Source organism: Streptomyces sp. NPDC001880, assembly GCF_053594575.1.
The window spans coordinates 108,577-132,669 of the sequence record NZ_JBSFET010000014.1 but is presented as its reverse complement, the minus strand read 5'-3'; the positions used below and the strand labels follow the sequence as shown (position 1 = coordinate 132,669).

Annotated in this window: 20 protein-coding genes and 1 pseudogene; 10 read left to right on the top strand and 11 right to left on the bottom strand. The window is 71.8% G+C overall.

Annotated elements, in window-relative coordinates; translation table 11 throughout:
- Positions 1–99: 99 nt before the first annotated feature.
- Together ACWCQ6_RS11975 and ACWCQ6_RS11970 are read right to left on the bottom strand one after the other, a co-directional pair.
- Positions 100–269, bottom strand: a pseudogene (locus ACWCQ6_RS11975) (VWA-like domain-containing protein); the annotation flags it as partial.
- 37 nt (positions 270–306) lie between these two features.
- Positions 307–1,344 carry a DUF3533 domain-containing protein gene (locus ACWCQ6_RS11970; protein ID WP_451088043.1) on the bottom strand — a complete coding sequence of 346 codons (1,038 nt, stop codon included), beginning with the start codon at positions 1,342–1,344 and terminating at the stop codon, positions 307–309.
- Between the two features lie 142 nt (positions 1,345–1,486).
- Between ACWCQ6_RS11970 and ACWCQ6_RS11965 the strand changes: the two genes are divergently transcribed.
- The 4 genes from ACWCQ6_RS11965 (at position 1,487) to ACWCQ6_RS11950 (ending at position 9,150) form a co-directional block, all read left to right on the top strand.
- Positions 1,487–5,020, top strand: coding sequence for a DNA polymerase III subunit alpha (locus ACWCQ6_RS11965; RefSeq protein WP_451088041.1), 3,534 nt, complete (start codon positions 1,487–1,489; stop codon positions 5,018–5,020).
- Positions 5,017–6,024 carry a DNA polymerase Y family protein gene (locus tag ACWCQ6_RS11960; protein ID WP_451088039.1) on the top strand — a complete coding sequence of 336 codons (1,008 nt, stop codon included), beginning with the start codon at positions 5,017–5,019 and terminating at the stop codon, positions 6,022–6,024. Before ACWCQ6_RS11965 ends, ACWCQ6_RS11960 begins: the two co-directional genes overlap by 4 nt.
- A gap of 399 nt (positions 6,025–6,423) precedes the next feature.
- Complete coding sequence (locus ACWCQ6_RS11955) at positions 6,424–7,308, top strand: esterase/lipase family protein (RefSeq protein ID WP_451088037.1); 885 nt, start codon at positions 6,424–6,426, stop codon at positions 7,306–7,308.
- 294 nt (positions 7,309–7,602) lie between these two features.
- Positions 7,603–9,150 carry a trifunctional class I SAM-dependent methyltransferase/NUDIX hydrolase/VOC family protein gene (locus tag ACWCQ6_RS11950; protein ID WP_451088035.1) on the top strand — a complete coding sequence of 516 codons (1,548 nt, stop codon included), beginning with the start codon at positions 7,603–7,605 and terminating at the stop codon, positions 9,148–9,150.
- A gap of 31 nt (positions 9,151–9,181) precedes the next feature.
- On the opposite strand, the gene ACWCQ6_RS11945 is transcribed toward ACWCQ6_RS11950, so the two are convergent.
- The 3 genes from ACWCQ6_RS11945 to ACWCQ6_RS11935 form a co-directional block, all read right to left on the bottom strand.
- Positions 9,182–10,609: an amidase gene (locus tag ACWCQ6_RS11945; RefSeq protein WP_451088033.1), complete on the bottom strand. Its 1,428-nt coding sequence runs from the start codon at positions 10,607–10,609 to the stop codon at positions 9,182–9,184.
- Between the two features lie 76 nt (positions 10,610–10,685).
- Positions 10,686–12,323 (bottom strand): amidohydrolase, encoded by a 1,638-nt coding sequence (locus ACWCQ6_RS11940; RefSeq protein WP_451088031.1) that lies wholly within the window; start codon positions 12,321–12,323, stop codon positions 10,686–10,688.
- Positions 12,324–12,414: 91 nt separating this feature from the next.
- Positions 12,415–13,863: an APC family permease gene (locus tag ACWCQ6_RS11935; protein ID WP_451088049.1), complete on the bottom strand. Its 1,449-nt coding sequence runs from the start codon at positions 13,861–13,863 to the stop codon at positions 12,415–12,417.
- Between the two features lie 172 nt (positions 13,864–14,035).
- Between ACWCQ6_RS11935 and ACWCQ6_RS11930 the strand changes: the two genes are divergently transcribed.
- On the top strand, positions 14,036–14,752 hold the full coding sequence (locus ACWCQ6_RS11930; protein ID WP_451088029.1) for a TetR/AcrR family transcriptional regulator: 717 nt from the start codon (positions 14,036–14,038) through the stop codon (positions 14,750–14,752).
- A 373-nt stretch (positions 14,753–15,125) separates the two neighbouring features.
- Here the strand turns inward: ACWCQ6_RS11930 and ACWCQ6_RS11925 are convergent, their stop codons facing one another.
- Complete coding sequence (locus ACWCQ6_RS11925; RefSeq protein WP_451088027.1) at positions 15,126–15,620, bottom strand: DUF402 domain-containing protein; 495 nt, start codon at positions 15,618–15,620, stop codon at positions 15,126–15,128.
- Positions 15,601–16,521, bottom strand: a complete 921-nt coding sequence (locus ACWCQ6_RS11920; RefSeq protein WP_451088025.1) for an N-acetyltransferase family protein — start codon at positions 16,519–16,521, stop codon at positions 15,601–15,603. The genes ACWCQ6_RS11925 and ACWCQ6_RS11920 overlap by 20 nt, the downstream gene beginning before the upstream one ends.
- Positions 16,522–16,601: 80 nt before the next feature.
- Here ACWCQ6_RS11920 and ACWCQ6_RS11915 point away from each other — a divergent pair, with 80 nt between their 5' ends.
- Positions 16,602–16,979, top strand: coding sequence for a GntR family transcriptional regulator (locus ACWCQ6_RS11915; protein ID WP_451088023.1), 378 nt, complete (start codon positions 16,602–16,604; stop codon positions 16,977–16,979).
- 58 nt (positions 16,980–17,037) lie between these two features.
- Here ACWCQ6_RS11915 and ACWCQ6_RS11910 read toward each other — a convergent pair whose 3' ends face one another.
- Positions 17,038–18,180 (bottom strand): DUF5925 domain-containing protein, encoded by a 1,143-nt coding sequence (locus tag ACWCQ6_RS11910; RefSeq protein ID WP_451088021.1) that lies wholly within the window; start codon positions 18,178–18,180, stop codon positions 17,038–17,040.
- 180 nt (positions 18,181–18,360) lie between these two features.
- Between ACWCQ6_RS11910 and ACWCQ6_RS11905 the strand changes: the two genes are divergently transcribed.
- From ACWCQ6_RS11905 to ACWCQ6_RS11895, 3 genes are all read left to right on the top strand, one after another.
- Complete coding sequence (locus tag ACWCQ6_RS11905; protein WP_451088019.1) at positions 18,361–19,170, top strand: SGNH/GDSL hydrolase family protein; 810 nt, start codon at positions 18,361–18,363, stop codon at positions 19,168–19,170.
- 300 nt (positions 19,171–19,470) lie between these two features.
- Positions 19,471–19,734, top strand: a complete 264-nt coding sequence (locus ACWCQ6_RS11900) for a hypothetical protein (RefSeq protein WP_451088017.1) — start codon at positions 19,471–19,473, stop codon at positions 19,732–19,734.
- Between the two features lie 254 nt (positions 19,735–19,988).
- Positions 19,989–20,597: a TetR/AcrR family transcriptional regulator gene (locus ACWCQ6_RS11895; RefSeq protein ID WP_451088015.1), complete on the top strand. Its 609-nt coding sequence runs from the start codon at positions 19,989–19,991 to the stop codon at positions 20,595–20,597.
- A gap of 10 nt (positions 20,598–20,607) precedes the next feature.
- Here the strand turns inward: ACWCQ6_RS11895 and ACWCQ6_RS11890 are convergent, their stop codons facing one another.
- Together ACWCQ6_RS11890 and ACWCQ6_RS11885 are read right to left on the bottom strand one after the other, a co-directional pair.
- Positions 20,608–21,435: an ABC transporter permease gene (locus ACWCQ6_RS11890; RefSeq protein ID WP_451088013.1), complete on the bottom strand. Its 828-nt coding sequence runs from the start codon at positions 21,433–21,435 to the stop codon at positions 20,608–20,610.
- A complete protein-coding gene (locus tag ACWCQ6_RS11885; RefSeq protein ID WP_451088011.1) occupies positions 21,432–22,409 on the bottom strand; it encodes an ATP-binding cassette domain-containing protein in 978 nt (325 codons plus the stop codon). Before ACWCQ6_RS11885 ends, ACWCQ6_RS11890 begins: the two co-directional genes overlap by 4 nt.
- A 64-nt stretch (positions 22,410–22,473) precedes the next feature.
- Between ACWCQ6_RS11885 and ACWCQ6_RS11880 the strand changes: the two genes are divergently transcribed.
- Complete coding sequence (locus ACWCQ6_RS11880) at positions 22,474–23,181, top strand: TetR/AcrR family transcriptional regulator C-terminal domain-containing protein (RefSeq protein ID WP_451088009.1); 708 nt, start codon at positions 22,474–22,476, stop codon at positions 23,179–23,181.
- A 112-nt stretch (positions 23,182–23,293) separates the two neighbouring features.
- Here ACWCQ6_RS11880 and ACWCQ6_RS11875 read toward each other — a convergent pair whose 3' ends face one another.
- A complete protein-coding gene (locus ACWCQ6_RS11875; RefSeq protein ID WP_451088007.1) occupies positions 23,294–24,070 on the bottom strand; it encodes a GntR family transcriptional regulator in 777 nt (258 codons plus the stop codon).
- Positions 24,071–24,093 lie beyond the last annotated feature (23 nt).

Sequence of the window (24,093 nt, the reverse complement as noted above, 5' to 3'; positions counted from 1 at the left end):
GGAACGTCCCGCTTCGCGGGACGTTCCCGAAAACCATGCCCAACCCCCATAGACCGCCCCCGCCGGGGTTGACGAAACAGATAGGGGCACCCCCCCCGGGGGGAACGGGCCCACCACCGTCCGGCACGACGGCTGTGCACTCGGCCAGGGGGTCTGGCCGTCGGTCAGGACCACGACGACATCGGTCGCGGCTGCAACCGGAGCGCCCTGGTGAAGCCCGAGCGCAGGTCGGTGCCCCCGCCGCCCATCAACGGGATTCCCTCGGCACGGCCCCGACGTGGAACGTTGCACCGGGGCCGGGCGGCGTCAGGCCAGATTCGAGCCGAACGGCGGCCGTTCGCCGGTGAGTTCCTCCGGTTTGCGGCTCATGGCGACCAGGAGTGTGATGACCGTGCCCACCACCGCCCACGCGGACAGCACCAGCAGGGGGCCGGTGACCGCGTTGCCCTTGAAGTAGGCGATCGAGCGCGCCACCCAGGTACCCGCCCCTGGCGGCAGCGCGGGACCGATCGCCCGCCAGAAGTCCGGGATCATCGGCAGCGGGTAGGCGCCGCCGGCGCTCGGGTTGCCCGCGATCACCACGATCAGGACGGCCAGGCCGATGCCGACGATACCGGTGAGGGCCTGGAGAGCGAGGGTGATCATCCCGACCGCGAAGACGGTCAGCGCGCCCAGGCCCGACAGGCCCCAGAAGCTTCCGGGCAGGGCACCGAGGATCGGGCCGATGATGATCGCGCCGCCGATTCCGCCCAGGATCGAGTACAGCGCCATGACGCCGGTCCGGATCACCGCGCGCTGACGGTTGGCGGGCTTGGAGCCCGCGCTGATCGCCAGGATCGAGGCGCAGAGGTAGCCGCCGACGCACCAGCCCACGACCAGGTAGAACGACGAGATCCCGTTGGCGTCCTGGTCGGACGCGGGGGCCAGGTCCACGGTCCGTACGGTGCGCTGCTGGGTCCGGTCGACCTCCGTGATGATCTTCGTCAGGGCGGTGGCCAGCGAGGTGCCGCCGCCGGAGGCGACCAGCAGGGTGTCGGTCGTGCCCTGAGGGCTGACGATCAGGGCGCCGTCGATCCTGCGGTCGAGGATCTGCTCCTGGGCCGTGGCCGTGTCGGCGACCGTGCGGGGGTCCAGCGGGCCGCCGGGGAGGTTCTTCAGCTCGGTGAGGAGCTGCGCGGAAATCTGCTGGGGCGCGACGAGGCCGAAGGGTACGTCCGTCGGCTTCGGTTTGTGCAGCGCCCCGACGTAGGACGCGATGAACAGCAGCTGCAGTCCGAGCACGCCGATGACGAGCACTGCGGCCCGTGGAGTGACGGCGTTCTTCACCTCGTCAGCGAAAGTCATGCCCCCCACGCTCAGGGGCGTCGGCCGTTCGTGCAGTCGGGGACGGCCCGAATGGCTGACCGGACCCCCTGCCGATCACCGGTCCGGGGCCGGACGGCCGTTCCGCGCTCCGGGTATCGTACGAATGTTCGAAAATTGGTCTATGGTGGAGAACAAGGGGGGTGAGTACGGATCGGTTCAGGAGGTGCGGGTGCCCGGGTTCACGCATCTGCATACCGTTTCCGGGTTCTCCCTGCGGTACGGGGCATCGCACCCGGAGCGGCTGGCGGAGCGTGCCGCCCAGCGGGGGATGGATGCCCTGGCCCTGACCGACCGGGACACGCTCGCGGGCGCGGTCCGCTTCGCCAAGGCCTGCGAGAGCGCCGGGGTGCGGCCGCTCTTCGGGGTGGAGCTCGCGGTGGATCCCGCGGCGACGGAACGCACGAGAGGAAGCGGGCGTACGCGCCGGCCGCGGACCCCGGTCCGCGGCGGCGCCTTCGTCGACGAATCCGCACCCCGGGCCACCTTCCTGGCCCGGGACGGTGCCCGGGGCTGGGCGGAGCTGTGCCGCCTCGTCACCGCCGCCCACGGCCCCGCGCCCGACGGTGCGAGGCAGCCCCTGGTCGGCCGGTCCGAACTGCCCGCCGAAGGGCTCACCGTGCTGCTCGGCCCCGCCTCCGACATCGGCAGGGCGCTGACCGCCGGCCGCCCGGACCGGGCCGCCGCGCTGCTCGCCGGCTGGCGGGAGATCTACGGCGACGACCTGCGCCTCGAAGTCGTCCACCACGGCCGCGAGGGCACCGGGCCCGGATCGCTGCGGCTCGCCGCCCGTACCTTCGGTTTCGCCGCCGAGCAGGGAGTGCGGGCCGTGCTGACCAACGCCGTCCGGTACGCCGACGCCGGGCAGGGCCCGGTCGCCGACGTGCTCGACGCGGCCCGCGGGCTGGTGCCCGTCGCCCCCCGCCGCGCCCCGCTCGACAGCGGGGAGCGCTGGCTGAAGGACGCCCGCGCGATGGCGGAGACCGCCGGGCGGATCGCCTCGGCCGCCGGTCTCGGCCAGGACGCCGGGGAGCGGCTGCTCACGGAGACCCGGCGCACCGCCGACGCCTGCGTCGTCGATCCCGAGGGCGACCTGGGCCTCGGCTCCGTCCACTTCCCCGAACCGGAACTCGTCGGTGCCGGGCGGCGCACCGCCCAGCGGGTGCTGGCCTCCCGCGCCGCCGCCGGCATGGTGCTGCGCGGCTACGACCGCAGGCGCGACTACTGGGAGCGGATGCACCAGGAGCTGGACATCATCGCCCACCACGGCTTCGCCACCTATTTCCTGACGGTCGCTCAGGTCGTCGATGACATAAAGGCGATGAAAGTGCGGGTCGCCGCCCGGGGCTCCGGCGCGGGCTCCCTGGTCAACCACCTCCTCGGGATCGCGCACGCCGATCCGGTCGAGCACGGGCTGCTGATGGAGCGCTTCCTGTCCAGACGCCGCTTCGTGCTGCCCGACATCGACATCGACGTGGAGTCCGCCCGCAGGCTCGACGTCTACCGCTCGATCATCGGACGCTTCGGCACCGAACGGGTCGCGACCGTCGCCATGCCCGAGACCTACCGGGTGCGCCACGCCATCCGGGACGTGGGCGCCGCGCTCTCCATGAACCCGGCCGAGACCGACCGGCTCGCCAAGGCCTTCCCGCACATCCGGGCCCGCGACGCCCGCGCGGCCATGGAGGAACTGCCCGAACTGTGTGAGGTGGCACGGGAGAAGGACCGGTACGGACGGCTCTGGGAACTGGTGGAGGCGCTGGACGGGCTGCCGCGCGGCATCGCCATGCACCCGTGCGGGGTCCTCCTCTCGGACGCCACGCTGCTGCGCCGCACTCCCACCGTACCCACCAGCGGTGACGGCTTCCCGATGGTGCAGTTCGACAAGGAGGACGTGGAGGACCTGGGGCTGCTCAAGCTCGATGTGCTGGGTGTGCGGATGCAGTCGGCGATGGCGCACGCGGTCGCGGAGATCGGGCGGGCCTCGGGGCAGCACGTGGACCTGGACGCGGTGCCGCCGAACGACCCGGAGACGTACCGGCTGATCAGGAGCGCCGAGACGCTGGGCTGCTTCCAGATCGAGTCGCCGGGCCAGCGCGACCTGGTCGGCAGGCTCCAGCCGGCCGGCTTCCACGATCTGGTGGTCGACATCTCGCTGTTCCGTCCCGGGCCGGTCGCCGCCGACATGGTGCGGCCGTTCATCGAGGCCCGGCACGGCCGGGCCCCCGCGCGCTACCCGCACCCTGATCTGGAGGGACCGCTGCGCGAGACATACGGGGTGGTCGTCTTCCACGAGCAGATCATCGAGATGGTCGACATCATGACCGGCTGCGGCCGGGACGAGGCCGACCGGGTGCGGCGCGGGCTCAGTGACCCCGAATCGCAGGGCCGGATCAAGGTGTGGTTCGCGCAGCGGGCGGCGGAGAAGAAGTACGGCGCCGAGGTGATCGCCCGGACCTGGGAGATCATCGAGGCGTTCGGCAGTTACGGCTTCTGCAAGGCGCACGCGGTCGCCTTCGCCGTGCCGACGTACCAGTCGGCCTGGCTCAAGGCGCACCACCCGGCGGCCTTCTACGCCGGGCTGCTCACCCATGACCCCGGGATGTACCCGAAGCGGCTGCTGCTCGCGGACGCGCGGCGGCGCGGGGTGCCGGTGCTGGGACTGGACGTGAACCGGTCGTCGGCCACCCATAGAATCGAACTGGTGTCTGATGGTGAGGGAGGGGAGGGCATCTGGGGGGTGCGGCTCGCGCTCTCGGACGTCCATGGCATCGGCGAGGCCGGGGTCGCCAGGATCGAGGCCGGACAGCCCTACGCCTCGCTGCTGGACTTCTGGCAGCGGGCCAGGCCGGGCAGGCCGGCCGCCGAACGGCTGGCCCGGGTGGGTGCGTTGGACGCGTTCGGCACCAACCGGCGCGATCTGCTGCTGCACCTGTCCGAACTGCACCACGCCCAGCGGGGCACGGGCTCCGGCGGCTTCGGCACACAGCTTCCCCTCGGCGGGGGGCACCGGACCGGCTCCGCCGGCCTGCCCGACCTCAACGACGCGGAGCGGCTCAGCGCCGAGCTGGGCATCCTGAGCATGGATGTCTCCCGCCATCTGATGGACGATCACCAGGCCTTCCTGAAGGAGCTGGGCGCGGTCTCCGCCAGGCGGCTGCGCGAGGCACGGCACGGCGAGACCGTGCTGGTCGCGGGCGCCAAGGCGGCCACCCAGACCCCGCCGGTCCGCTCCGGCCGCCGGGTCGTCTTCACCACCCTGGACGACGGCACGGGCCTGGTCGACCTGGCCTTCTTCGACGACAGCCACGCCGCCTGCGCGCACACCGTCTTCCACTCCTGGCTGCTGCTGGTGCGCGGAGTGGTGCAGCGGCGCGGACCGCGGAGCCTGAGCGTGGTCGGCTCGGCCGCCTGGAACCTGGCGGAGCTGGCCGAGCTGCGGCGTACCGGCGGACTCGACGCGGTCGCGGACCGGCTGGCGGCACAACCCCCCTCCGGGGACGGGGACGGGGACGGGAGCGGTGACGGTGACAACGGCCGCCGCATCCAGTTGCCGACGGGGTACGAGATGAACCCCTGGTCCGACCTCCAGCCGCCCGGCGAGGGCGTCGCCACCGGCAGGAAGCTGTGGCACCAGAGCCCGGGGAGCGCGGGATGAGCACCGCACCCGGCGCACCGGGAATCCTGTACCTGCGGTTCCGCAAGGTCGGCGGCGGCCTCCCGGACAGCGCCGGTTACGAGGGGCTGCTCGCCCTGCTCGGCGCGTTCACCCCGGTGGTCGAGGCGGTCCCGCCCGACGGGGCGCTCGCCGATGTGCGCGGCGCGCTGCGCTACTTCGGGCGAGACGCGAAGGGGCTGGCCTCGGTGATCCGGATCCGCGCGCTCGCCCTGTACGGAGTGGACTGCGCGATCGGAGCGGCGGAGAACCCGATGCTGGCCCGGACGGCGGCACGGCAGGCCGCGCCCGGGACGACCTTCGTGGTGCCGGGCGGCGGGGGAGCGGAATTCCTCGCGGACCGGCCGGCCGCGGCACTGGACGGCGTCGGCGCGGCGACGGCCCGCGCCCTGTGCGGATACGGGCTCGACTCCGTCGGCCGGATCGCGGCGGCCCCGCTCGGCACCCTGCAGCGGATCACCGGCGTACGGACCGGACGTGAACTGTGGGAGCGGGCGCGCGGCATCGATCGTACGGCGGTCGTGCCGGGCGCCGCGGCCCGGTCGATCGCCGCCGAACGCTCCTTCCCGCGCGACGAGCTGGACCGGGAACGGCAGCGCCGCGCACTCATGTCGCTCACCGAGGAGCTGGGGGCCAGGATGCGGGCGGACGGCCAGGTCTGCCGCGGCCTCGCGGTCTGCGTGCGCTACGCCGACCGCACCGGATACTCGACGCTGACCCGCAGCCGTACACTCCGGGAACCCACCGCCCACTCCGCGGCGCTCACCGCGCTCGCGTACCGGATCCATGACTCGTTCGCCCTGCAACGGGCCCGGGTGCGGGGGATCGGGCTGCGCGCCGAGGGGCTGACGGACCGTGAGCGGGCCACGCACCAGCTCTCCTTCGACCCGGTGGACGAACGGGCGCGCCGGATCGAGGCGGTGGCGGACCGGCTGCGGGCCAGATACGGCCCACGGGCCGTGATGCCGGGGCGGCTCGCCGCTTGAGCCCCCCCTGGGGCGTGTTTCGAAAGTCCCGCCCGGCCGGGGGCGTTTGGTGCTTCCCCAAGCTCTCGGCTTCGCTCGAGCAGGGGAGACCCCATTGCTCGCCGCGTTGTCGGTCTTCGGTGCAGCCCGCTGCGCTCTCGTCCCTCCGCCTTGCGACCGCACGCACCAAACGCCCCCGACCCCGCACTCCGGGCGGACGACGCCACTTTCGAATCACGCCCCAGGGAACTCCTCCGATCGGGTGCTCATCACTTTTTTTACCGACGCGTAACTTCCCACGCCACCTTACCCGCGCGTAATTTGACCGGGGAACGCCGAAGAACCAGCAGTCAGACTTGTGGTCCGGGCCGCAGGGTGCACAGACATCGCAACTCCCTTGAGCCGCAAGGAGACCACACGATGCTGCCCTGGACACGTGCGCCGCGCACCCCACGTGCGCGGAGGACCCTCGCCGCACTGCTCCTCGCCGTCGCCGCAGTCGCCACCCCCACGGCCACTGCCGCTGCAGCCGCCCCCACTGCCGCCACCCGTGGCTGGAACGACTACTCCTGCAAGCCCTCCGCAGCCCATCCCCGCCCCGTCGTCCTGGTCCACGGAACCCTCGGGAACTCGATCGACAACTGGCTGGTCCTCGCCCCCTACCTCGTCAACCGGGGCTACTGCGTCTACTCGCTCGACTACGGGCAACTGCCCGGTGTGCCGGTCTTCAACGGCCTCGGCCCGGTCGACAAGTCGGCCGGACAGCTCGCCTCGTTCGTCGACAAGGTGCTTGCCGCCACCGGCGCGGACAAGGCCGACCTGGTGGGCCACTCCCAGGGCGGCATGATGCCGAACCACTACCTGAAGTTCCTCGGCGGGGCCGCCAAGGTGAACGCCCTGATCGGGATCGCACCCGACAACCACGGCACCACCCTGCTCGGCCTGACGAAGCTGCTGCCGTACTTCCCGGGAGCGGAGGACCTGCTGAACGCCAACACACCCGCTCTCGCCGACCAGGTGGCGGGCTCCCCGTTCATCACCAGGCTCAACTCGCTCCCCGACACCGTGCCCGGAGTGCACTACACCGTCATCGCGACCAGGTACGACGAGGTCGTGACCCCGTACCGCACGCAGTTCCTGGACGGGCCGGACGTGCACAACGTCCTGCTCCAGGACCTGTGCCCGGTCGACCTCTCCGAGCACGTGGCGATCGGCACGGTCGACCGGATCGCCTTCCACGAGGTGGCGAACGCCCTGGACCCGTCACACGCCACCCCCACCACCTGTGCCTCGGCCGTCGGATAGCACCGCCGCGCGGGAAGCAGCGGTACGAGGGGCAGCGGGTGTTCCACCCGGGCGGGGCCCTCGTACCGTGTGGTCCACGACAGCCGGCCCGACCGACAGGAACCGCACCGCCTCCCCGGGATCCGGCTCCGCGCGAACGCCCTGACGCGGGAGAACCAACGGCTCTGCCGCGCTACGGATACGAGCCGGTGGAGCGCCGCGCGGACGGCCCGCACGACCGGATCCACCACCGCGAGCCGACCACGATCCGACCGGCGGGGCGCCGCTGTCGGCGGCGGCTGGCACGATCTACCCATGACGACGATCGACTGGGACTCCGCAGCCGACTCCTTCGACGAGGAACCCGACCACGGGCTGCTCGACCCGGCCGTCCGGCACGCCTGGGCCCAGCGCTTGGAGAGCTGGCTGCCCGGTGAGCGCTCCGAGGTGCTCGACCTGGGGTGCGGCACCGGGAGCCTGGCCCTGCTCGTCGCCGGGCAGGGCCACCGGGTCACCGCCGTCGACCGCTCCCCGCGCATGGTGGAGCGGGCCCGGACCAAGCTTGCCGGGACGGGCACCGGGGTGCTCGTCGGTGACGCGGCACAACCGCCGGTCGGCAAGCAGCAGTTCGACGTGATCATGGTCAGGCATGTGGTGTGGCTGCTGCCCGATCCGGCCGCGGCCCTGCGCCACTGGTTCACCCTGCTGCGGCCGGGCGGCCGGCTGATCCTGATCGAGGGCGTCTGGGGCGGCGTCGGCCTCAGTGCCGAGCGGCTGACCGGGCTGCTCTCGGAGTTCACCGAACGCATCCACCACGAGCGGCTCTCCGACGATCCGGCGCTCTGGGGCAAGCGGGTCGACGACGAGCGCTATGCCCTGGTGGCCCGAGCCCAGCCGCCGCACCGGCACACCGAAGTCGTCGACGTGCATCTGTTCCTCCGCCGCGGCCCCGAGGTCCTGCTCGCCCGCCGGGCCGGCACGGGGTACGCGGACGGGCTGTTCAACGGCCCGTCCGGACATGTCGAGGACGGCGAGGACGTCCGCGAGGCGATGATCCGGGAGGCCGTCGAGGAGATCGGTGTCGAACTCGGCCCGGAGGAGCTGCGGGTGGCCCTGGTCATGCAGCACCGTGGCCCCGGCGGAAGACCCAGGACCGGCTGGTTCTTCGAGGCGGAGTACGACCCCGGCCGCGAACCGTACAACCGTGAGCCGGACAAGTGCTCCGAGCTGGCGTGGTTCCCGCTGGACGCCCTCCCGGACGACATCGTCGCCTACTGCCGGGCGGCGCTCGACGGCTACCGCGCGGGCGAGCACTTCCTGATCCACTGGCACGAGGACGGCGACACCGTGGCGTATCAGCCGCACGGCATCCGCCGCGCCGTCCCGCTGCCCGCCGGCGGGGCGAGCACCGGCGGGGTGCACCACATCGAGCTGTGGGTGCCCGACCTGGCGGCGGCCGAACGGGGGTGGGGCTGGCTCCTCGGCGAGTTGGGCCATCTCCCGTACCAGCGCTGGGAACACGGGCGGAGCTGGCGGCGCGGCGACAGTTATGTGGTGGTCGAGCAGTCGCCCGACCTGACTCCGGGGCCGCACGACCGGCGCCGCCCCGGACTCAACCACCTCGCGTTCCACGTCAGTGACCGGGCCACCCTCGACGCCCTGGTGGCAAGGGCTCCGGAGCACGGCTGGCGGCCGCTCTTCGAGGACCGCTACCCGCACGCGGGCGGTGACGGACACATCGCCGCCTATCTGGAGGACGCCGCGGGGTACGAGGTGGAGCTGGTCGCCGGAGCCCGGCAGCCCCGCCCCGCACCCCAGGAACCGGCCCCGTACACCGATGTGTGGGCCCGGCGCCGGGACTGAGCGCCGTCCGGTCCCGCCGGTCGGCGCCGTGTCAGAGGACCGGGGTGCGGCTCCAGGGCCGGGCGGACTCGATGGCCTGCGCGACGCGGAACACCGTGGTGTCGTCATAGGTGCGTCCGACGACCTGCACCCCCGTCGGTACGCCGTTCGAGGCGAAACCGGACGGCACGCTCAGCACCGGGCAGCGGCTGGCTATGTTGAACGGTGTGGTCATCGCGGATTCCAGATAGAAGTCCAGTTCGAAGCCGTTGATCACGACCTTCGTCGACAGGTGGTCGTCGTCCGCCCTGAGCGCCGGGACGGCGGTCGTCGGGCACAGCAGGACGTCGTAGCGGTCCAGCAGCACACCGAGCGTCGTCTGCACCCCGGCTTCGAGCTCAAGGCCCTGGAGGAAACTGCCGGGCTCCCGTACGGCCTCGCCGGCCCGCCGGGCGAAGTCGAGCGCGTACGTGGTGAGCAGGTCACCGTGCTCGGCGGCGACCGAAGCGATGTACGGGCCGAAGATCGAGCCGAAGTGGATCATCGCGGCCCGCATCACGTCCGCCCGCATGATGGGGACCTCCACCTCCTCGACGACGGCACCGGCCGCGCGCAACGCCTCCGCGACCGCACGGGTGTTGGCCTCGACCTCGGGATCGACGGGCCAGTCCCCGAGGGTGACCGAGAGCGCCACACGCAGGCCCTCGGCGCTCTCGAACCGCTCGGGCAGGACGATTCCGGGCCGCAGCGAGACGGCGTCCAGCGGATGGGGCCCCGCGATGACGTTCTGCAGCAGGGCGCAGTCGGCCACAGTACGCGCCATCGGGCCGTCGTGGCAGTACGTGTCGAGGTTGAAGGGCGGCATCGCCGGCACGCGCCCGTAGGGCGGCTTGAAGCCGACCGTGCCCGTGCACGAAGCGGGGATGCGGATCGAGCCGCCGATGTCGGAGCCGGTCGCGAGCGTCGTCTCGCCCGCCGCGAGTGCGGCGCCCGCACCGCCCGAGGAGCCGCCCGGAGTGAACTCCGTGTTCCACGGGTTCCGGGTGACGCCCCACAGCCGTGACTGGGTGTAGCCCGCGCAGCTGAACTCCGGGGTCGTGGTCCGGGCGTGCACGATGCCGCCGGCGGCCTGGACCCGCTCGATCACCGGGTGCGTCTGCTCGGCGATCTCCCCCCGGAACGCCAGCGAGCCGTCGGTGCTGAGGCGTCCCGCGATGGGCTGCTCCTCCTTCGTCGCGACGGCCAGGCCCTCCAGCGCGCGGGGTGCCTCGCCCTTGCCGCCGTAGCGGGCCTCGGCCTCGCGGGCGGCGGCGAGCGCCTCCTCGAAGGTCTGCTCGGCCAGGGCGTTGACCTTCGGCTCGACGGCTTCCGCACGTGCGATGACCGCGGTCATCAGCTCGACCGGTGAGAGGGTGCGGTCACGGAAGCGGCGCAGGGCCTCGGTGGCGGGCATATAGGGGAGGTCGGTGAGGTCGGTCATGTGAGGATCCTTTGCGATGAACTGCAGGGGGCTGGGGAGTTGGCCGCAGGGGCGGCACGGGTCCGGTGCACGGACGTCAGGAGGCGGAGTACACCCGCGATCCCCCGACGTAGGTCTGCAGGACCCGGGCCGCGTGGATCTCCTCGGCCGGTCCGGTGAAGATGTCCCGGTCCAGGACCACCAGGTCGGCGAGGTGGCCCGGCCGCAGCGTTCCGGCGTCGTCCGTGCCGTTGACGTGGGCCGAGCCCGCGGTGTAAGAGGCGATGGCGGTGGCGAGGTCGAGCCGCTGCTCGGGCAGGAAGACCCGGCCGTCGGTCGCCCCGGGCTGCATCCGGTTGACGGCGACATGGATTCCGGCGAGCGGGTCGGGGCTGCTCACGGACCAGTCGCTGCCTGCCGCGAGCGTGGCGCCGGCCCTCAGCAGGGAACCGAAGGGGTACTGCCAGGCGGCGCGCTCGGGGCCCAGGTAGGGGATGGTCAGCTCGTCCATCTGGGGCTCGTGCGAAGCCCAGAGCGGCTGGATGTTGGCTATCGCCCCGAGCCTGGCGAAACGCGGGATGTCGTCGGGGTGGACCACCTGGAGGTGAGCGAGGTGGTGCCGGGTGGCACGGCGGCCGTTGGCGGTGCGGGCCGCCTCGACCGCGTCCAGCGCCTCGCGCACCGCGCGGTCGCCGAGAGCGTGGAAGTGCACCTGGAAGTCGAGCGCGTCGAGCTCGGTGACGTACGCGCGCAGCGCGACCGGGTCGACGAAGCTCAGACCGCTGTTGGCGGTGGCGCAGCCGCAGCCGTCCAGGTAGGGGGTGGTCATCGCGGCGGTGAAGTTCTCCGCGATGCCGTCCTGCATGATCTTCACCGAGCCGGCCCGGAACCTGCCGTGGGCCAGCTTCTCGCGGCGGGAGACCAGCTCCGGGATCTGGTCGGCGCCCCGGGCGCGGTCCCACCAGAGCGCGCCGTTGACCCGGGCGGTGAGAGTTCCCTCGCGGGCGGCGGTGAGATACGCGTCGGAGGGGTCGGGCTGGCCGTTGAACTCACCGAGCAGGGCGTCCTGCCAGCCGGTGATCCCGAGCGAGTGGAGCAGCCGCTGCGCGCGCAGCAGGCCGTCGAGGCGGTCGGCGGCGGTCTTCCCGGGCACCAGCCGGGCCACCAGACCGGTGGCGCCTTCCTGGAGGACACCGCTCGGCGTGCCGTCGCCCTCCCGTTCGATCCGGCCGTCGCCGGGGTCGGGGGTGTCCCGGTCGACGCCCGCGAGTTCGAGCGCGCGCGTGTTGGCCCAGGCACCGTGGTGGTCGCGGTTGACCAAGTACACCGGGCGGTCCGGCACCACCGAGTCGAGCAGCTGCCGGGTCGGAAGGCCGCCCTCGAAGCTCTCCATGGACCATCCGCCGCCGGTGATCCAGGTGCTGTCGGGGTGGGTCCGGGCGAACTCGCCGATGAGGCGGAGGTATTCGTCGACTCCCACGGTGCCGCTGAGGTCGCACTCGGCGAGCTCCAGGCCGCCGTAGACGGCGTGGATGTGGGAATCCTGGAAGCCGGGGAGCAGCAGCTTGCCCCTGAGGTCGACCACTTCGGTCTTCGGGCCGATCAGTTCCCGTACCTCGTCGTGGCCGACGGCCGAGATCCGCTCCCCGGTGACGGCGAGGCTGCTCGCCCGGGTGCGGGCGGGGTCGCCGGTGTGCACGGGGCCTTGGGTGAAGACGAGATCGGCCTTGGTCATGGGTGGTGCTCCTGGTGGGTCGGCGGTCCGAGACGGACCGCTGGAGGGATCGAGGTGTCACGGTCCGCACCGCGGGTCGGCGGTGCGGACGTCACACGGCGGTGCTGGGCCCGGCGTCGACGGAGGGGACGCGGGTGACGAAGTAGGGCGACCGATGGTGCCAGCGGGCCCACGCGGCGGCCAGCAGCCCGGAGCCGATCATCAGGACCGGGACGAGCAGCGCGAACCATCCGTTGTCGGCGGAGACTTCGAAGTGATCGGTGGAGCGGTAGAAGGTCCAGGCGAGGTAGCCGCCGGTGGCGAGCAGCGCGAGCGCGCCCAGCACCGGACCGACGACGGCGCGCAGGGCCTCCAGCGGTGAGGTGCGCAGCAGGTGGCGGAAGCGCACCGCTGCGGCTGCGGCGGTGAGGGCGTAGTAGAGGGCGACGACGATGCCGATCGCGTTGACGGAGGCGAAGATCAGATCGTTGACGGTGGGGATGACCAGGGCCAGCGTGGCGAGGGCCAGGGCGATCGCGGTGATCAGCAGGGTGCCGGCGGCGGGGGTTTTGTGTTTGGGGTGCAGCCGCGTCCAGACGGGGCCGAGAACGCCGTCGCGGCCCATCGCGTACATCCCGCGGGCGGTGGGGATGACCGAGGCCTGGAGCGACGCCACCGCGGAGAACATCAGGGCGATGAGCGGCAGGGCGGCCAGTGGCTGGTCGGCGAGCTTGGTGCCGAAGTACGCGAGTCCCTGCGCGCCGTTGTCGGCCAGTTCGTCCAGGGGCAGGACCCGCTGGAAGGCGGTGCCGGCGAGCAGGAAGAGGAGCAGCATGACGGTCAGCGCGATGAACCCGCCGCGGGACGCGTCCCGCGGGTCGCCGACCTCTTCGCCGACGCTGAAGACCGATTCGAAGCCCCAGTAGCAGAAGACCGCGAGCACCATGCCCTGGGCGAGGGCGGCGGCCGAGGGGATGTCGAAGGGGTTGAACCACTGGAGCGAGAAGGGCTGGTCACCGGCGAACAGACCGTAGCCGCAGAACGCGAGCAGCACGCCGTACTCGAAGATCAGCAGGTACTTCTGCAGACGCGCCGCGAGGTCGAGTCCGCGCACCGCGACCAGCGCGGCAGCGATGAGGACGGCCATGCCGAGCAGGGTGGACTGGAGGGTGGAGTCCGGATCGAGGGTCAGGCCCCCGATGCTGTGGAGGGTGGCCTGGCCCAGCAGCTGGATGATCGCCGAGCCCGTGATCGTGGTGGTGTAGGCCATGAACACGATGGTGCCGACGACGTTGACCCATCCGGTCAGGAAGCCCAGCCAGGGACTGAAGATGCGACCGACCCACTTGTAGCTGCTGCCCGCGTTCGGTTCGACGCGGTTGAGCCTGCCGTATCCGCCGGCTATGCCGAGCACGGGCAGGAAGGCAAGCAGCATGATCGCCGGCAGGTGCAGGCCGACGATGGTCGCCATCAGGCCGAGCCCGATGCCGATACTGCTGGTGGCAGCGGTGCTCGATGCGGCGAGGACCATGCCGTCGACGACGCCTATGGACTTGCGCATCGTGGCCTGCGGGACTTGGTAGCCGATGTCAGGCGTGGTGCTTGCATTCTTCACTGGTACCGCCAACGGTCATCGCCTTGCTCAGGGGGAAGGTGGCCGGAGAGCCCGGATGGCAGGCCATGAAACCGTTGCCCCCTTCACACGTCAATGGTGTTGTCATAAGCTCCGCGCCATGGATGAGCGTGTGGTTCCGGAGTCGCAGCGGCGGCGCAGAAGGCCGACGAAACAGGGCACGATGCTGTCCGAACAGATCATTGTGGAGACGGCTCTGAGGCTGGTCGGCCAGCATGGTGCGGATGCACTGACCGTCCGGCGGCTGGGCGCCGCACTGGGCGCCGACCCCAGTGCGCTCTACCGGTACTTCCACAGCACCGACGATCTGCTGCTGGCGGTCGCGGACGAGCTCATCGGCCGCGCCCAGCAGGGCTGGCGGCCCACCGGCGATTGGCGCAGCGACCTGTGCGAACTGGGCCTGCGCGTCCATGCCTCGTACCAGGCGCATCCGCAGGCCGCCATGCTGGCGGCGCACCGGACGACCGGGCGGAACAACGAGATGCGGGCCGTGGAGGCGATCCTCGGCATACTCCGGTCGGCGGGCTTCCCCGACCCGGAGGTGGTACGGATCTACCACGCCTTCGTGGACCAGGCGCTCGCCTTCGCGGCCCTGGACGCGGCCGCGCTCGCTCTGCCGGCTGCCGCCCAGGCCGCGGATCTCCAGGTGTGGCAGCACCGCTACGGCCGGCTGGATGCGAACACCTACCCCCATATCGCCGCCACCGTACGGCTGTTGGCCGACGACATGACGCTCAGCGGCTACCCGTTCGCGCTGGAGCTGCTCCTCGACGCCGCCGAGGCGAGGCTGCCCGGGGCGGCAGCGGCGGGCGGCTGAGTCCGGGCCGGGTGCGGGCGGAGCGGATCGGGGCAGCCCGCCCCGCCCACGCCAGGCCTTGTGCCAAGACCGTTGACATCGGTCCGGGGCCAAAGTCCGATGGCGGCACCCACGGACACGGCCGCTCCACACACCACCCGAGGAGTCCTCGATGCGTTCCGGGACGACGAGGGCAAGGGAATGCTCGACCCACCACGTCGCGACCGACACCTGTACCCGCTTCTCCGCGTTCTTCGACACAGCTCACGGGCGCAGGGGCGGCTACGCGGCCGGGTGCACCGGCCTCGGCCCCGCCCGGACGCGGGGCGTCAGGCCGTTCCCCGGCCGGGGTTCCGACATCGGAACCCCGGTGGACGGGCGGCGGCTGCGGGCATCAGACCAGCAACGACGCGAGGCCCTCCGTGCGGGCCAGGTGTTCCAGCTCGTCCAGCGCTTGGCGCGCCGCGTCGGCCGCCGCCGGATCGCTTCCGGCGAGACCGCTCTCCTCGAACTCGTCCTCGTCCAGCCGCAGTACGGACGAGCCGTCCGCCGACACCCACAGATCGAGGTCGAGGTCCTCCACCAGCAACTGCCCGTCCCGCAGCACCGCGGGGCGGGTGATGTCGCAGTACCAGCCCTTGAGCCCGCCCTCGCCGGTACGGACCTCCTTCACGGCGAACCAGCGGTCGCGCCAGTAGTGCTCGGTGAAGACGTCGCCCGGCTCGAACCGGACGAAGCCGAAGTCACGGACCGCCGGCGCCGCCCACGGCGCACGCACCGTGACCCGCACCCCGTCGTCACGGACCACGTCCGCCGGATACCGGATCTTGGTCCGCCCGGCCTTCACCAGGACGACCACCAGCGCCGTCTCAGCCGAGCCTGCGGACATGACGCACCTCCGTGGCGCAGATCTCGTAGCCGAACCACCGGTTGATCGCCAGCATCGGGCCGTTGTCCGCGTCATTGCCGGTGTACGCGTCCGTGTACCCGGCGGCGCGCGCCCGGTGCAGCGAGTCGTTCTTGGCGAGCTTGGCCAGGCCCCGGTTGCGGTACGCCCGGCGGGTGCCGGTCATCCCGGACATGTACCGGGTCAGGCCGTCGGTCTCCGCGACGCTGAACGCCGCCACCTCCCCGTCCACCACCGCGACCGAGGTGAGCTCGTGGTCGAGCGCGGGGGCGCGCCAGGTGTGGTTGAGCCAGTCCTCGTAGTCGGACAGCTCCACCGGGGTGTCGCTCGGCTCGTCCGCCGTGGTCTCGGCGTCCGCCTCGAAGAGCGGACGCGGATCGTCCGCGAAGTCCGCGGCGGTACGCAGCTCGACGCCGGGCGGCAGCTCCTGACGGGGCGGCAGTGATCCGCCCGCCAGGTCGAGGTGGAGGAAGTGAGCCGGACGGCTCGGCGCATAGCCGCGCTTCTCGGCGAAGGCCAGGTTGGACGGGGTGTCGAGCACCCAGGCGTAGACCGAGGTCGCCCCCTCCTGCGCCAGATACGCCTCGGCCGTGCGCAGCAGCAGCGCACCCGCCCCGCGCCCGGTGCGGTCGGGATGCGTGTACGTGTTGCAGAACCCCTGACCGGGTTCGGGGCTGTCGTGGACGAGGCCGACCTGCGCGGTCCCGATGAACTCCCCGTCCTCCTCGGCGACCAGCAGCCGGGCGCGCTTGTCCGGGTGGGCCGAGGCCAGTTCGAAGGTGACGCACTCGGGCGTCGTCACCATGAAGGGCAGGGCGGCACGCCGGACCCGTACCCAGTCCTCCGCGTCGGCGGGGAGGAAGTCGCGAACGATGACAGTCATGCGCCGGACGTTACGCGCGGGCCGCCATCGGCCGCCCCCGAATTTCCGTCGGCGGGGCGGACGTGGGGGAGAATCGGGGCGTGACCCTGAAGATCGTTCTTGATCCCGATGCAGGCATCGCCCCGTACGAGCAACTGCGCACCCAGATCTCCGAACTGGCCCGCTCCGGCGCGCTGCCCGTCGGCTTCAGACTCCCGACGGTACGCGGCTTCGCCGAGGAGCTCGGCCTCGCCGCGAACACCGTCGCGAAGGCGTACCGCGCGCTGGAGGCCGACGGGGTGATCGAGACCCGTGGGCGCAACGGCACGTTCGTCGCCGCCGCCGGTGACGCGGCGGACCGTCATGCGGCGGCCGCGGCACAGGAGTACGCGGAGCAGGCGCGGCGGCTGGGCCTGTCCCGGGACGAGGCGCTGTCCCTGGCGCGGGACGCGGTACGGGCGGCGTACGGGGCGGGGTGAGATCGCGGCGGGGCGGGCCGTGCCGGGCCCGGGGCGGCGGGCCGGCGTCCGTGCCGGTTCAGAGGTACAGGCCCGCGTCCGCCCCGGAGTCCTGCTTCGGCACCGACGCGGGACCGCTTCCGCGCCGCAGCGCGTACAGTTCGGCGAGCGTCGCGCCCTCGCGGCCGAGCCCTTCCTCCGTGCCCAGCCAGGCCACCGCCTCCTTGCGGGTCAGTGAGCCCACCTCGATCCTGGCGAGGCAGCGGCCGGGCCTGACCGCGGCCGGATGGAGCCGTTCCAGGTCCTCGTTGGTGGTGACGCCCACCAGCACATTGCGGCCCTGCCCGAGCAGCCCGTCGGTGAGGTTCAGCAGCCGGGACAGCGCCTGGCCCGCGGTGTGCTTGGCCTCGCCGCGGATCAGCTCGTCGCAGTCCTCCAGGAGCAGCAGCCGCCACCGGCCCTTGGACGTGCCGTCGTCCTCGCCGATCGCGATGTCCATGAGATAGCCGACGTCGTTGAAGAGCCGCTCGGGATCGAGCACGCAGTCGACCTGGCACCAGTCCCGCCACGAGCGCGCGAGCGTGCGCAGTGCGGAGGTCTTGCCGGTGCCCGGCGGGCCGTGCAGCAGGAGCAGCCGGCCCGCGATGTCGTCGGGGGTGACCTTCATCAGCCGGTCCATGGCATCGGCCACCGGCGCGGTGTAGTTGCCCCGGACCTCGTCCCAGGTGCCGGCGGCGATCTGCCGGGTGGTGCGGTGCGGGCCGCGGCGCGGGGAGACGTACCAGAAGCCCATCGTCACGTTCTCGGGCTGGGGTTCGGGCTCGTCCAGGGCGCCGTCCGTCGCCTGGCCGAGGACCTGCTGGGCCAGTTCCGGGCTGGTCGCGGTGACCGTGACATCGGCGCCGCGGTTCCACCGCGAGACGAGCAGAGTCCAGCCGTCGCCCTCGGCGAGCGTGGCACTGCGGTCGTCGTCGCGGGCTGCGCGCAGCACCTTGGCGGCCGGGGGCAGCAGGGTCGCCCCTGCCTTGACACGGTCCAGGGAGGAACTGTGCGAGTACGGCTGCTCTCCCGACGCGAAACGGCCGAGGAACAGCGCGTCGACGACATCCGACGGGGAATCGCTGTCGTCGACGTTGAGCCGGATCGGCAGCGCGGACTCAGGGGTGGCGGACATGGCGCCCATGATCCGGCACCGGGGGTACCCGGCGCACCAGGGTTTCATCGCCTTCCTCCCATTTTCCGGCAGTGACCGCCGACATGACGGGCATGCAGAGTGCGTGTGGAGGAGCCCGAGTCATCGGAGAAAATTGGCATGAACACTTCCAACAGGGGTGCCGGTGCTGCTACCACGGACTCGGCAGACCGCGTGGAGATTCCACCGGTCGGTCCCAAGGGAGGTTCCATGAAGCTGTCCAGACTCGCGGCGCTCTCGTCCTCGCTCCTGCTCGGTGCCGTGCTCGCTCTGACCGGAGCGGCGACCGCCGCCGCCGCAACGTCTGTTCAGGCCGTCGACTACGTCGCCCTCGGCGACTCGTACTCCTCGGGTGTCGGAGCCGGCAGTTACGACGGTGCCAGTGGTGACTGCAAGCGCAGCACCAAGGCGTATCCGGCCCTCTGGGCCGCCGCCAACTCGCCCGCCTCGTTCACCTTCGCCGCTTGCTCGGGCGCTCGCACGGGTGATGTGAAGGCCGGTCAGCTCGGCCCCCTCAGCTCCTCGACCGACCTCGTCTCGATCTCCATCGGCGGCAACGACGCGGGCTTCGCCGACGTCATGACCACCTGTGTCCTCCAGTCCGAGACCACCTGCCTCAACCGGATCGCCACGGCCCGCGGCTATGTCGAGTCCACCCTCCCCGGCAACCTCGACTCGGTGTACACGGCGATCCACGCCAAGGCGCCGTCCGCCCGTGTCGTCGTTCTCGGCTACCCGCGCTTCTACAAGATCGGCGGCAGCTGTGCCGTCGGCCTGAGCGACAAGGTGCGCACCGCGATCAATGCGGCGGCCGACCTCCTCAACACGACGACCGCCAAGCGCGCGGCCGACCACGGCTTCGCCTTCGCCGATGTCGCGGGCGGGTTCACCGGTCACGAGATCTGCTCCGGAAGTGCCTGGCTGCACAGCGTCAACTGGCTCAACATCGGCGAGTCCTACCACCCCACCGCCACCGGACAGTCGGGCGGCTACCTGCCCGCCCTCGACTCGGCGGCCTGACACCACCAGCGCATCCGCCGGGCCCGTCCGGCCGCCGGACGGGCAGGAGGCCCCTGCCCGCCGGGGTCTCCGTCCGGCGGGGCGCAAGGGCGGTCCAGGGTCCGTGGCGGGATCGCGGCCGGAGTACCTCCGTCCGGTTCCGTTCTGTCCAAGTCGCCCTGAAATCGGGCGGATTCGTGAATGCGGTGTCAACCTCCGTATGCGTGTGTGCAATCCTGCGACCGGGATACACGAGTGTCGGCACGGGGCGATAGGGTTAACCTGCCCGGGCCGGGTGCCCTCGTACGGGTGGGGAGTGACATGGAACAGATAGCGATGCGGAGCAGGCCGCGTGTGCCTGCCATCACCTGCGGGAGCGGTGCGACGAGTTCGCGCCTCGACCGCCATCTCGCGGTGCTCGGCGGCCCTGCCGTGCCGCAGCGGGAAGCCGCGGAGGCGACACTGCTGATGCGTGAGCTCACCTCGCGCGACGCCGCCCACTATCGCCGGAGCAAGAGCGCGCGGGTCTCGCTCTTCGCGCCGCTGCGACGACTGAGGCGTTCACTCCTCGGCAGCCGCCACTGACCCGACGGCCCGTCACGACCGCCCACCGGTCCTCCGCCCGGCCTCCCCGGTCAGGGTCCGTCGCCCGGCCCCCCCGCTCGGGGCCGTGTGCGATCACGCCGTCCCGGCGCTGCGCTGCCGTCCGCCCTCCCGTCATCCCCAGGGCCCACGGCAGCGCTTCGGTGTGTCCACCGGGCGCCGTAGGGCGATGGCGTGGATCTCCGCAGAGCCTTCGGGATCGAAGTGCTTCGGGGGCGCGCTTCTAGACTGTATGTATGTCCGAAAAGCGAGCTGCGCGCCTGAGCCCCGACGAACGAAGGGCCCAGTTGGTCGCCATCGGCCTGGACATGCTCGCCGACCGGTCGCTGGACGAACTCTCCACGGACGACGTGGCGCGGCGGGCCGGCATCTCACGGGGGCTGCTCTTCCACTATTTCGACTCCAAGCGCGACTTCTACCGCGCCGTGGTGCAGCAGGAGTGCGACGACTTCGTCGCAGCCACGGAACCGGACCCCTCGCTGGGGCCCGTCCCCTGGCTGCGGTCGTTCATCGCCGGCTTCGTGCGGTACGTACTGGAGCACCGCAAGGTCTATCTCGCCCTGGTCCGCGGCGCCGCGGGCAGTCACCCCGCGGTGGAGGACATCGTCGACGCGACCAGGGCCACCCTCGCCCGGCGGGTGGCTGAGGGGCAGCGGCGGCTAGGGATGCCGGACTCGCCGCGGCTGGCCGTCGCCGCCAGGGCCTGGACGGCCTTCGCCGAGGAGGCGGTGACCAGCTGGCCGCACGGTGGACCGGACGCGCCGGCGGAGCTCGGGGTCTTCCTGGAGTCGAGCTTCATCAGCCTGCTCGGAGCCCTGGACCGGCCCTGTGCGCTGCCCCGGTGAGCGGGGCCCGTCACTCGCCGCCGCGCGCGTAACGCCGTACGGACAGCGGCACGAACACCGCGAGGAGCACCGCCGACCAGGCGAGCGTCCCGGCCACCGGGTGGGCGACCGGCCAGGCGGCGTCGGCCGCCGGGGAGGCGTTGCCGAACAGGTCGCGGGTGGCCGAGGCCATGGCGCTGATCGGGTTCCACTCCGCGACCGTCCGCAGCCAGCCCGGCAGATTGTCGGTCGGGATGTATGCGCTCGACAGCAGCGGCAGGACGAAGGTGGAGCTGCCCAGCTGGCCGGCGATCTCCTCGTTGCGGATCAGCAGGCCCAGCCAGCAGCCCAGCCACGACGTGGCGAACCGCATGAGCAGCAGCAGTCCGAAGGCGCCCAGGGCGGCGAGCGGCCCGCCCTCGATCCGCCAGCCGACCGCGAGTCCGACGAGGATCAGCGGGACCATGCCGATGGCCGTGGTCAGCAGATCGGCGGCGGTCTGGCCGAACGGCACGGCGGGCCTGCTCATCGGCAGTGTGCGGAACCGGTCCATCACCCCGCGGTGGCAGTCCTGCGAGGCCTGGAACATCCCGGTCATGATGCCGCCCGCCGCCGTCGCCGCCAGCAGGCCCGGCACCAGGAACGCGCGGTACTCCTGGCCGGGCACGGCCAGCGCGCTGCCGAACACGTACCCGAAGAACAGCAGCATCGTGATCGGCATGGTCTGGGTCAGGATCACCACGCCCGGTGCGGCCTTGATCCGCTGCAGATGGCGGCCCAGTACGGCCAGGGCGTCGGCGACGGGGGTGCTCGTGGCGGGTGTGTCGGGCCGTTCCCGGACCAGTGTCGTGCTGCTCATGCTGCCGTCTCCTTCAGTGGCGGGGAGGTGCGGCCGTCGCCGCGGTCGGTCAGGCGGAGGAAGACCTCGTCGAGCGTCGGTGGGCGCAGGCTCGCGTCGATCACCGGGACGCCTGCCGTGTCGAGTTCGCGGACGATACGGGGGAGGGTGAGCGTGCTGTCGGACGTGACGGCGCCCACGGTGCGGCGCTCGTGGTCGAGCACCGGTTCGGCGCCGGTGAGCTGGTCGAGCACGCCGGCCGCCGGGACCAGCGCCGACTCATGGGCGACGACCACCTCGGCGTAACTGCCGATCCGGGACTTCAGCTCGGCGGGGGTGCCGCGGTGGGCGGCCCGGCCCCGGTCGATCAGCACGATGTCGTCGGCCAGCTGATCGGCCTCCTCCAGATACTGCGTGGTGAGCAGGACGGTGGTGCCCCGGTCGGCCAGTTCCCTCACCGCCGCCCAGATCTGGTTGCGGCTGTGCGGGTCGAGGCCGGTGGTCGGCTCGTCCAGGAAGAGCACCCGCGGGCGGGTCAGCAGGCTGGCGGCGAGGTCGAGGCGGCGGCGCATGCCGCCCGAGTAGGTGCGGGCCGGGCGGTCGGCCGCCTCGGTCAGCTCGAAGCGTTCGAGGAGCTCGTCGGCGCGGGCACGGGCCGCCTCGCCGCGGAACCGTTGCAGCTTGGCGAAGAGCCGCAGATTCTGCCGGCCGGACAGCTCGCCGTCGACCGAGGCGTCCTGCCCGGTGACGCCGATCGCGGCGCGCACCGAGGCCGCCTCGCGCGCCACGTCGTATCCCGCTACCAGGGCGCTGCCGCCGTCCGGTGCCGTCAGCGTGGTGAGCACCCGGACGGCGGTGGTCTTGCCCGCGCCGTTCGGCCCCAGCACTCCGCAGACGGTGCCCTCGGTGACCGCGAGATCGAGCCCGCGCAGCGCGTGGACATCGCCGTAGCGCTTCTCCAGACCTTCACTAAGTACAGCGTACGTAGTTGTCATGCGGCCTACCGTACCGCACTACGTACGGTGTACGTAACTACGATGGTGGGAGAGGTGGTGATCAATGGTGGGGCGACCCGCTGTACCCGAAGTGATCTGGGCGCGCCCCGAGCGTGCGGGCCGAGGCCCCAAGCCCGCTTTCAGTCGCGCCGACATCGCGGCAGCCGCCGTCCGCATTGCCGATGCGGACGGTTTCGACGCCGTGTCCATGCGGAAGGTCGCGGCGGAGCTCGGCTGCGGCACGATGTCGCTCTACAACTACGTGCCGCGCAAGGAGGACCTGCACGAGCTGATGCTCGACGCGGTCAGCGGCGGGTACGAGTTCCCGGAACCGTCCGGCGACTGGCGCGCCGATCTCATCGCACTGGCCCATCAGGCCCGCGAGATGATGCGCCGCCACACCTGGATGCCCCGGCTGATGTCACCCGTGTACGGCTTCAGCCCGAACGTCTTGCGGTATCTGGAGTACTCGCTCAGCTGCCTGGACGGGGTCGACGCACGGTTCGGCGAGAAGATGGAACTCATCGCCATGATCACCAGTGTGGTCACCACCTATGTGGCCAACGAGATCGCCACGGCAGAGCGCAGCCGGTCTCTGCCCTGGTCCGAGGAGCAGGAGCACGCAGTGCGCACCGGCTATCTGATCAGCCAGCTCGCGACCGGGAAGTATCCGAGGATGGCGGCGGGATTCGCCGAGGACCCGGGGCCGATCGATCTGGACGGGGTCTTCGACCGGGCGCTCCACCGGGTGCTGGACTCCTTCGACCGGTAGGCCCTGTCCGGCGTCCCCTCACAGCAGCGCGAGCTGCCCGTCCGCCCGGTCTCCGGGGCATCGCAGCCGCGCCCCTGCGGCACGAGGCAGTGCGTCGGTGCCCTTGCCGTGGTCAGTGCGCCTCCACGGTGACCGAGAAGGAGAACCGGTCGCCCCGGTAGCGGATCTGCGCCACGTCGACCACCTGGCCGCTCTCGTCGTACGTCACGCCCGTGTAGAACAGGATCGGGCTCAGCAGCGGGACCTGGAGCAGTCCGGCGGTGGCCGGGTCGGCCAGGCGCGCCTCGACCGTGTCGGTGATGCGTGCGATACGGACGCCGACCCGGTCGCGCAGCACCTTGGTCATCGGCCAGCGTTCGAGATCGGCGACGTCGAGTCGGGCCGCGATCTCGGGACGCACCACGTTCTCCGCCCAGTTGGTGGGCTCGTCGCTCTCCCCGTCGCGGCGCAGCCGGCGGTAGCTGATCAGTTCCTCGCAGTCGGGGAAGTACTCGGTGAGATCCCCCGGCACGGCGACCGGGCCGTGGCCGAGCACCGAGGCCCGCTCGCCCGACTGCTGGGCCACGATCGCGTCGATCGAACCCAGCAGCCGGACCGGCGACACCCGGCGGGCGCGCGGCTCGATGAAGGTGCCGCGCCGCCGGTGCCTGCTGATCAGCCCTTCCGCCTCCAGCTCCTTGAGCGCCTGGCGCATCGTCAGGACGCTGACGCCGTAGTGCGCGGCGAGCCGCTCCTCGGTCGGCAGCCGCGCCGAGGCGTCCTTGGTGCGGCCCAGTATCGAGGCGCGCAAAGACTGCGAGACCTGGTACCACAGTGGCAGCTTGCGGTTCAGGACCAGCGAGTCGGGGGCGAAGGCCGGCCCTGCGGGGACCTTGGGCGTCTGAGGCACCTGGGGCCTTTCGTTCGGATCGG

Bases quoted from the DNA above. Each gene is read 5' to 3' on its own strand.
- ACWCQ6_RS11970 (WP_451088043.1), bottom strand. From the start codon at position 1,344: ATGACTTTCGCTGACGAGGTGAAGAACGCCGTCACTCCACGGGCCGCA.
- ACWCQ6_RS11965 (WP_451088041.1), top strand. From the start codon at position 1,487: ATGGTGGAGAACAAGGGGGGTGAGTACGGATCGGTTCAGGAGGTGCGG.
- ACWCQ6_RS11960 (WP_451088039.1), top strand. From the start codon at position 5,017: ATGAGCACCGCACCCGGCGCACCGGGAATCCTGTACCTGCGGTTCCGC.
- ACWCQ6_RS11955 (WP_451088037.1), top strand. From the start codon at position 6,424: ATGCTGCCCTGGACACGTGCGCCGCGCACCCCACGTGCGCGGAGGACC.
- ACWCQ6_RS11950 (WP_451088035.1), top strand. From the start codon at position 7,603: ATGACGACGATCGACTGGGACTCCGCAGCCGACTCCTTCGACGAGGAA.
- ACWCQ6_RS11945 (WP_451088033.1), bottom strand. From the start codon at position 10,609: ATGACCGACCTCACCGACCTCCCCTATATGCCCGCCACCGAGGCCCTG.
- ACWCQ6_RS11940 (WP_451088031.1), bottom strand. From the start codon at position 12,323: ATGACCAAGGCCGATCTCGTCTTCACCCAAGGCCCCGTGCACACCGGC.
- ACWCQ6_RS11935 (WP_451088049.1), bottom strand. From the start codon at position 13,863: ATGCGCAAGTCCATAGGCGTCGTCGACGGCATGGTCCTCGCCGCATCG.
- ACWCQ6_RS11930 (WP_451088029.1), top strand. From the start codon at position 14,036: ATGGATGAGCGTGTGGTTCCGGAGTCGCAGCGGCGGCGCAGAAGGCCG.
- ACWCQ6_RS11925 (WP_451088027.1), bottom strand. From the start codon at position 15,620: ATGTCCGCAGGCTCGGCTGAGACGGCGCTGGTGGTCGTCCTGGTGAAG.
- ACWCQ6_RS11920 (WP_451088025.1), bottom strand. From the start codon at position 16,521: ATGACTGTCATCGTTCGCGACTTCCTCCCCGCCGACGCGGAGGACTGG.
- ACWCQ6_RS11910 (WP_451088021.1), bottom strand. From the start codon at position 18,180: ATGAAACCCTGGTGCGCCGGGTACCCCCGGTGCCGGATCATGGGCGCC.
- ACWCQ6_RS11905 (WP_451088019.1), top strand. From the start codon at position 18,361: ATGAAGCTGTCCAGACTCGCGGCGCTCTCGTCCTCGCTCCTGCTCGGT.
- ACWCQ6_RS11900 (WP_451088017.1), top strand. From the start codon at position 19,471: ATGGAACAGATAGCGATGCGGAGCAGGCCGCGTGTGCCTGCCATCACC.
- ACWCQ6_RS11895 (WP_451088015.1), top strand. From the start codon at position 19,989: ATGTCCGAAAAGCGAGCTGCGCGCCTGAGCCCCGACGAACGAAGGGCC.
- ACWCQ6_RS11890 (WP_451088013.1), bottom strand. From the start codon at position 21,435: ATGAGCAGCACGACACTGGTCCGGGAACGGCCCGACACACCCGCCACG.
- ACWCQ6_RS11885 (WP_451088011.1), bottom strand. From the start codon at position 22,409: ATGACAACTACGTACGCTGTACTTAGTGAAGGTCTGGAGAAGCGCTAC.
- ACWCQ6_RS11880 (WP_451088009.1), top strand. From the start codon at position 22,474: ATGGTGGGGCGACCCGCTGTACCCGAAGTGATCTGGGCGCGCCCCGAG.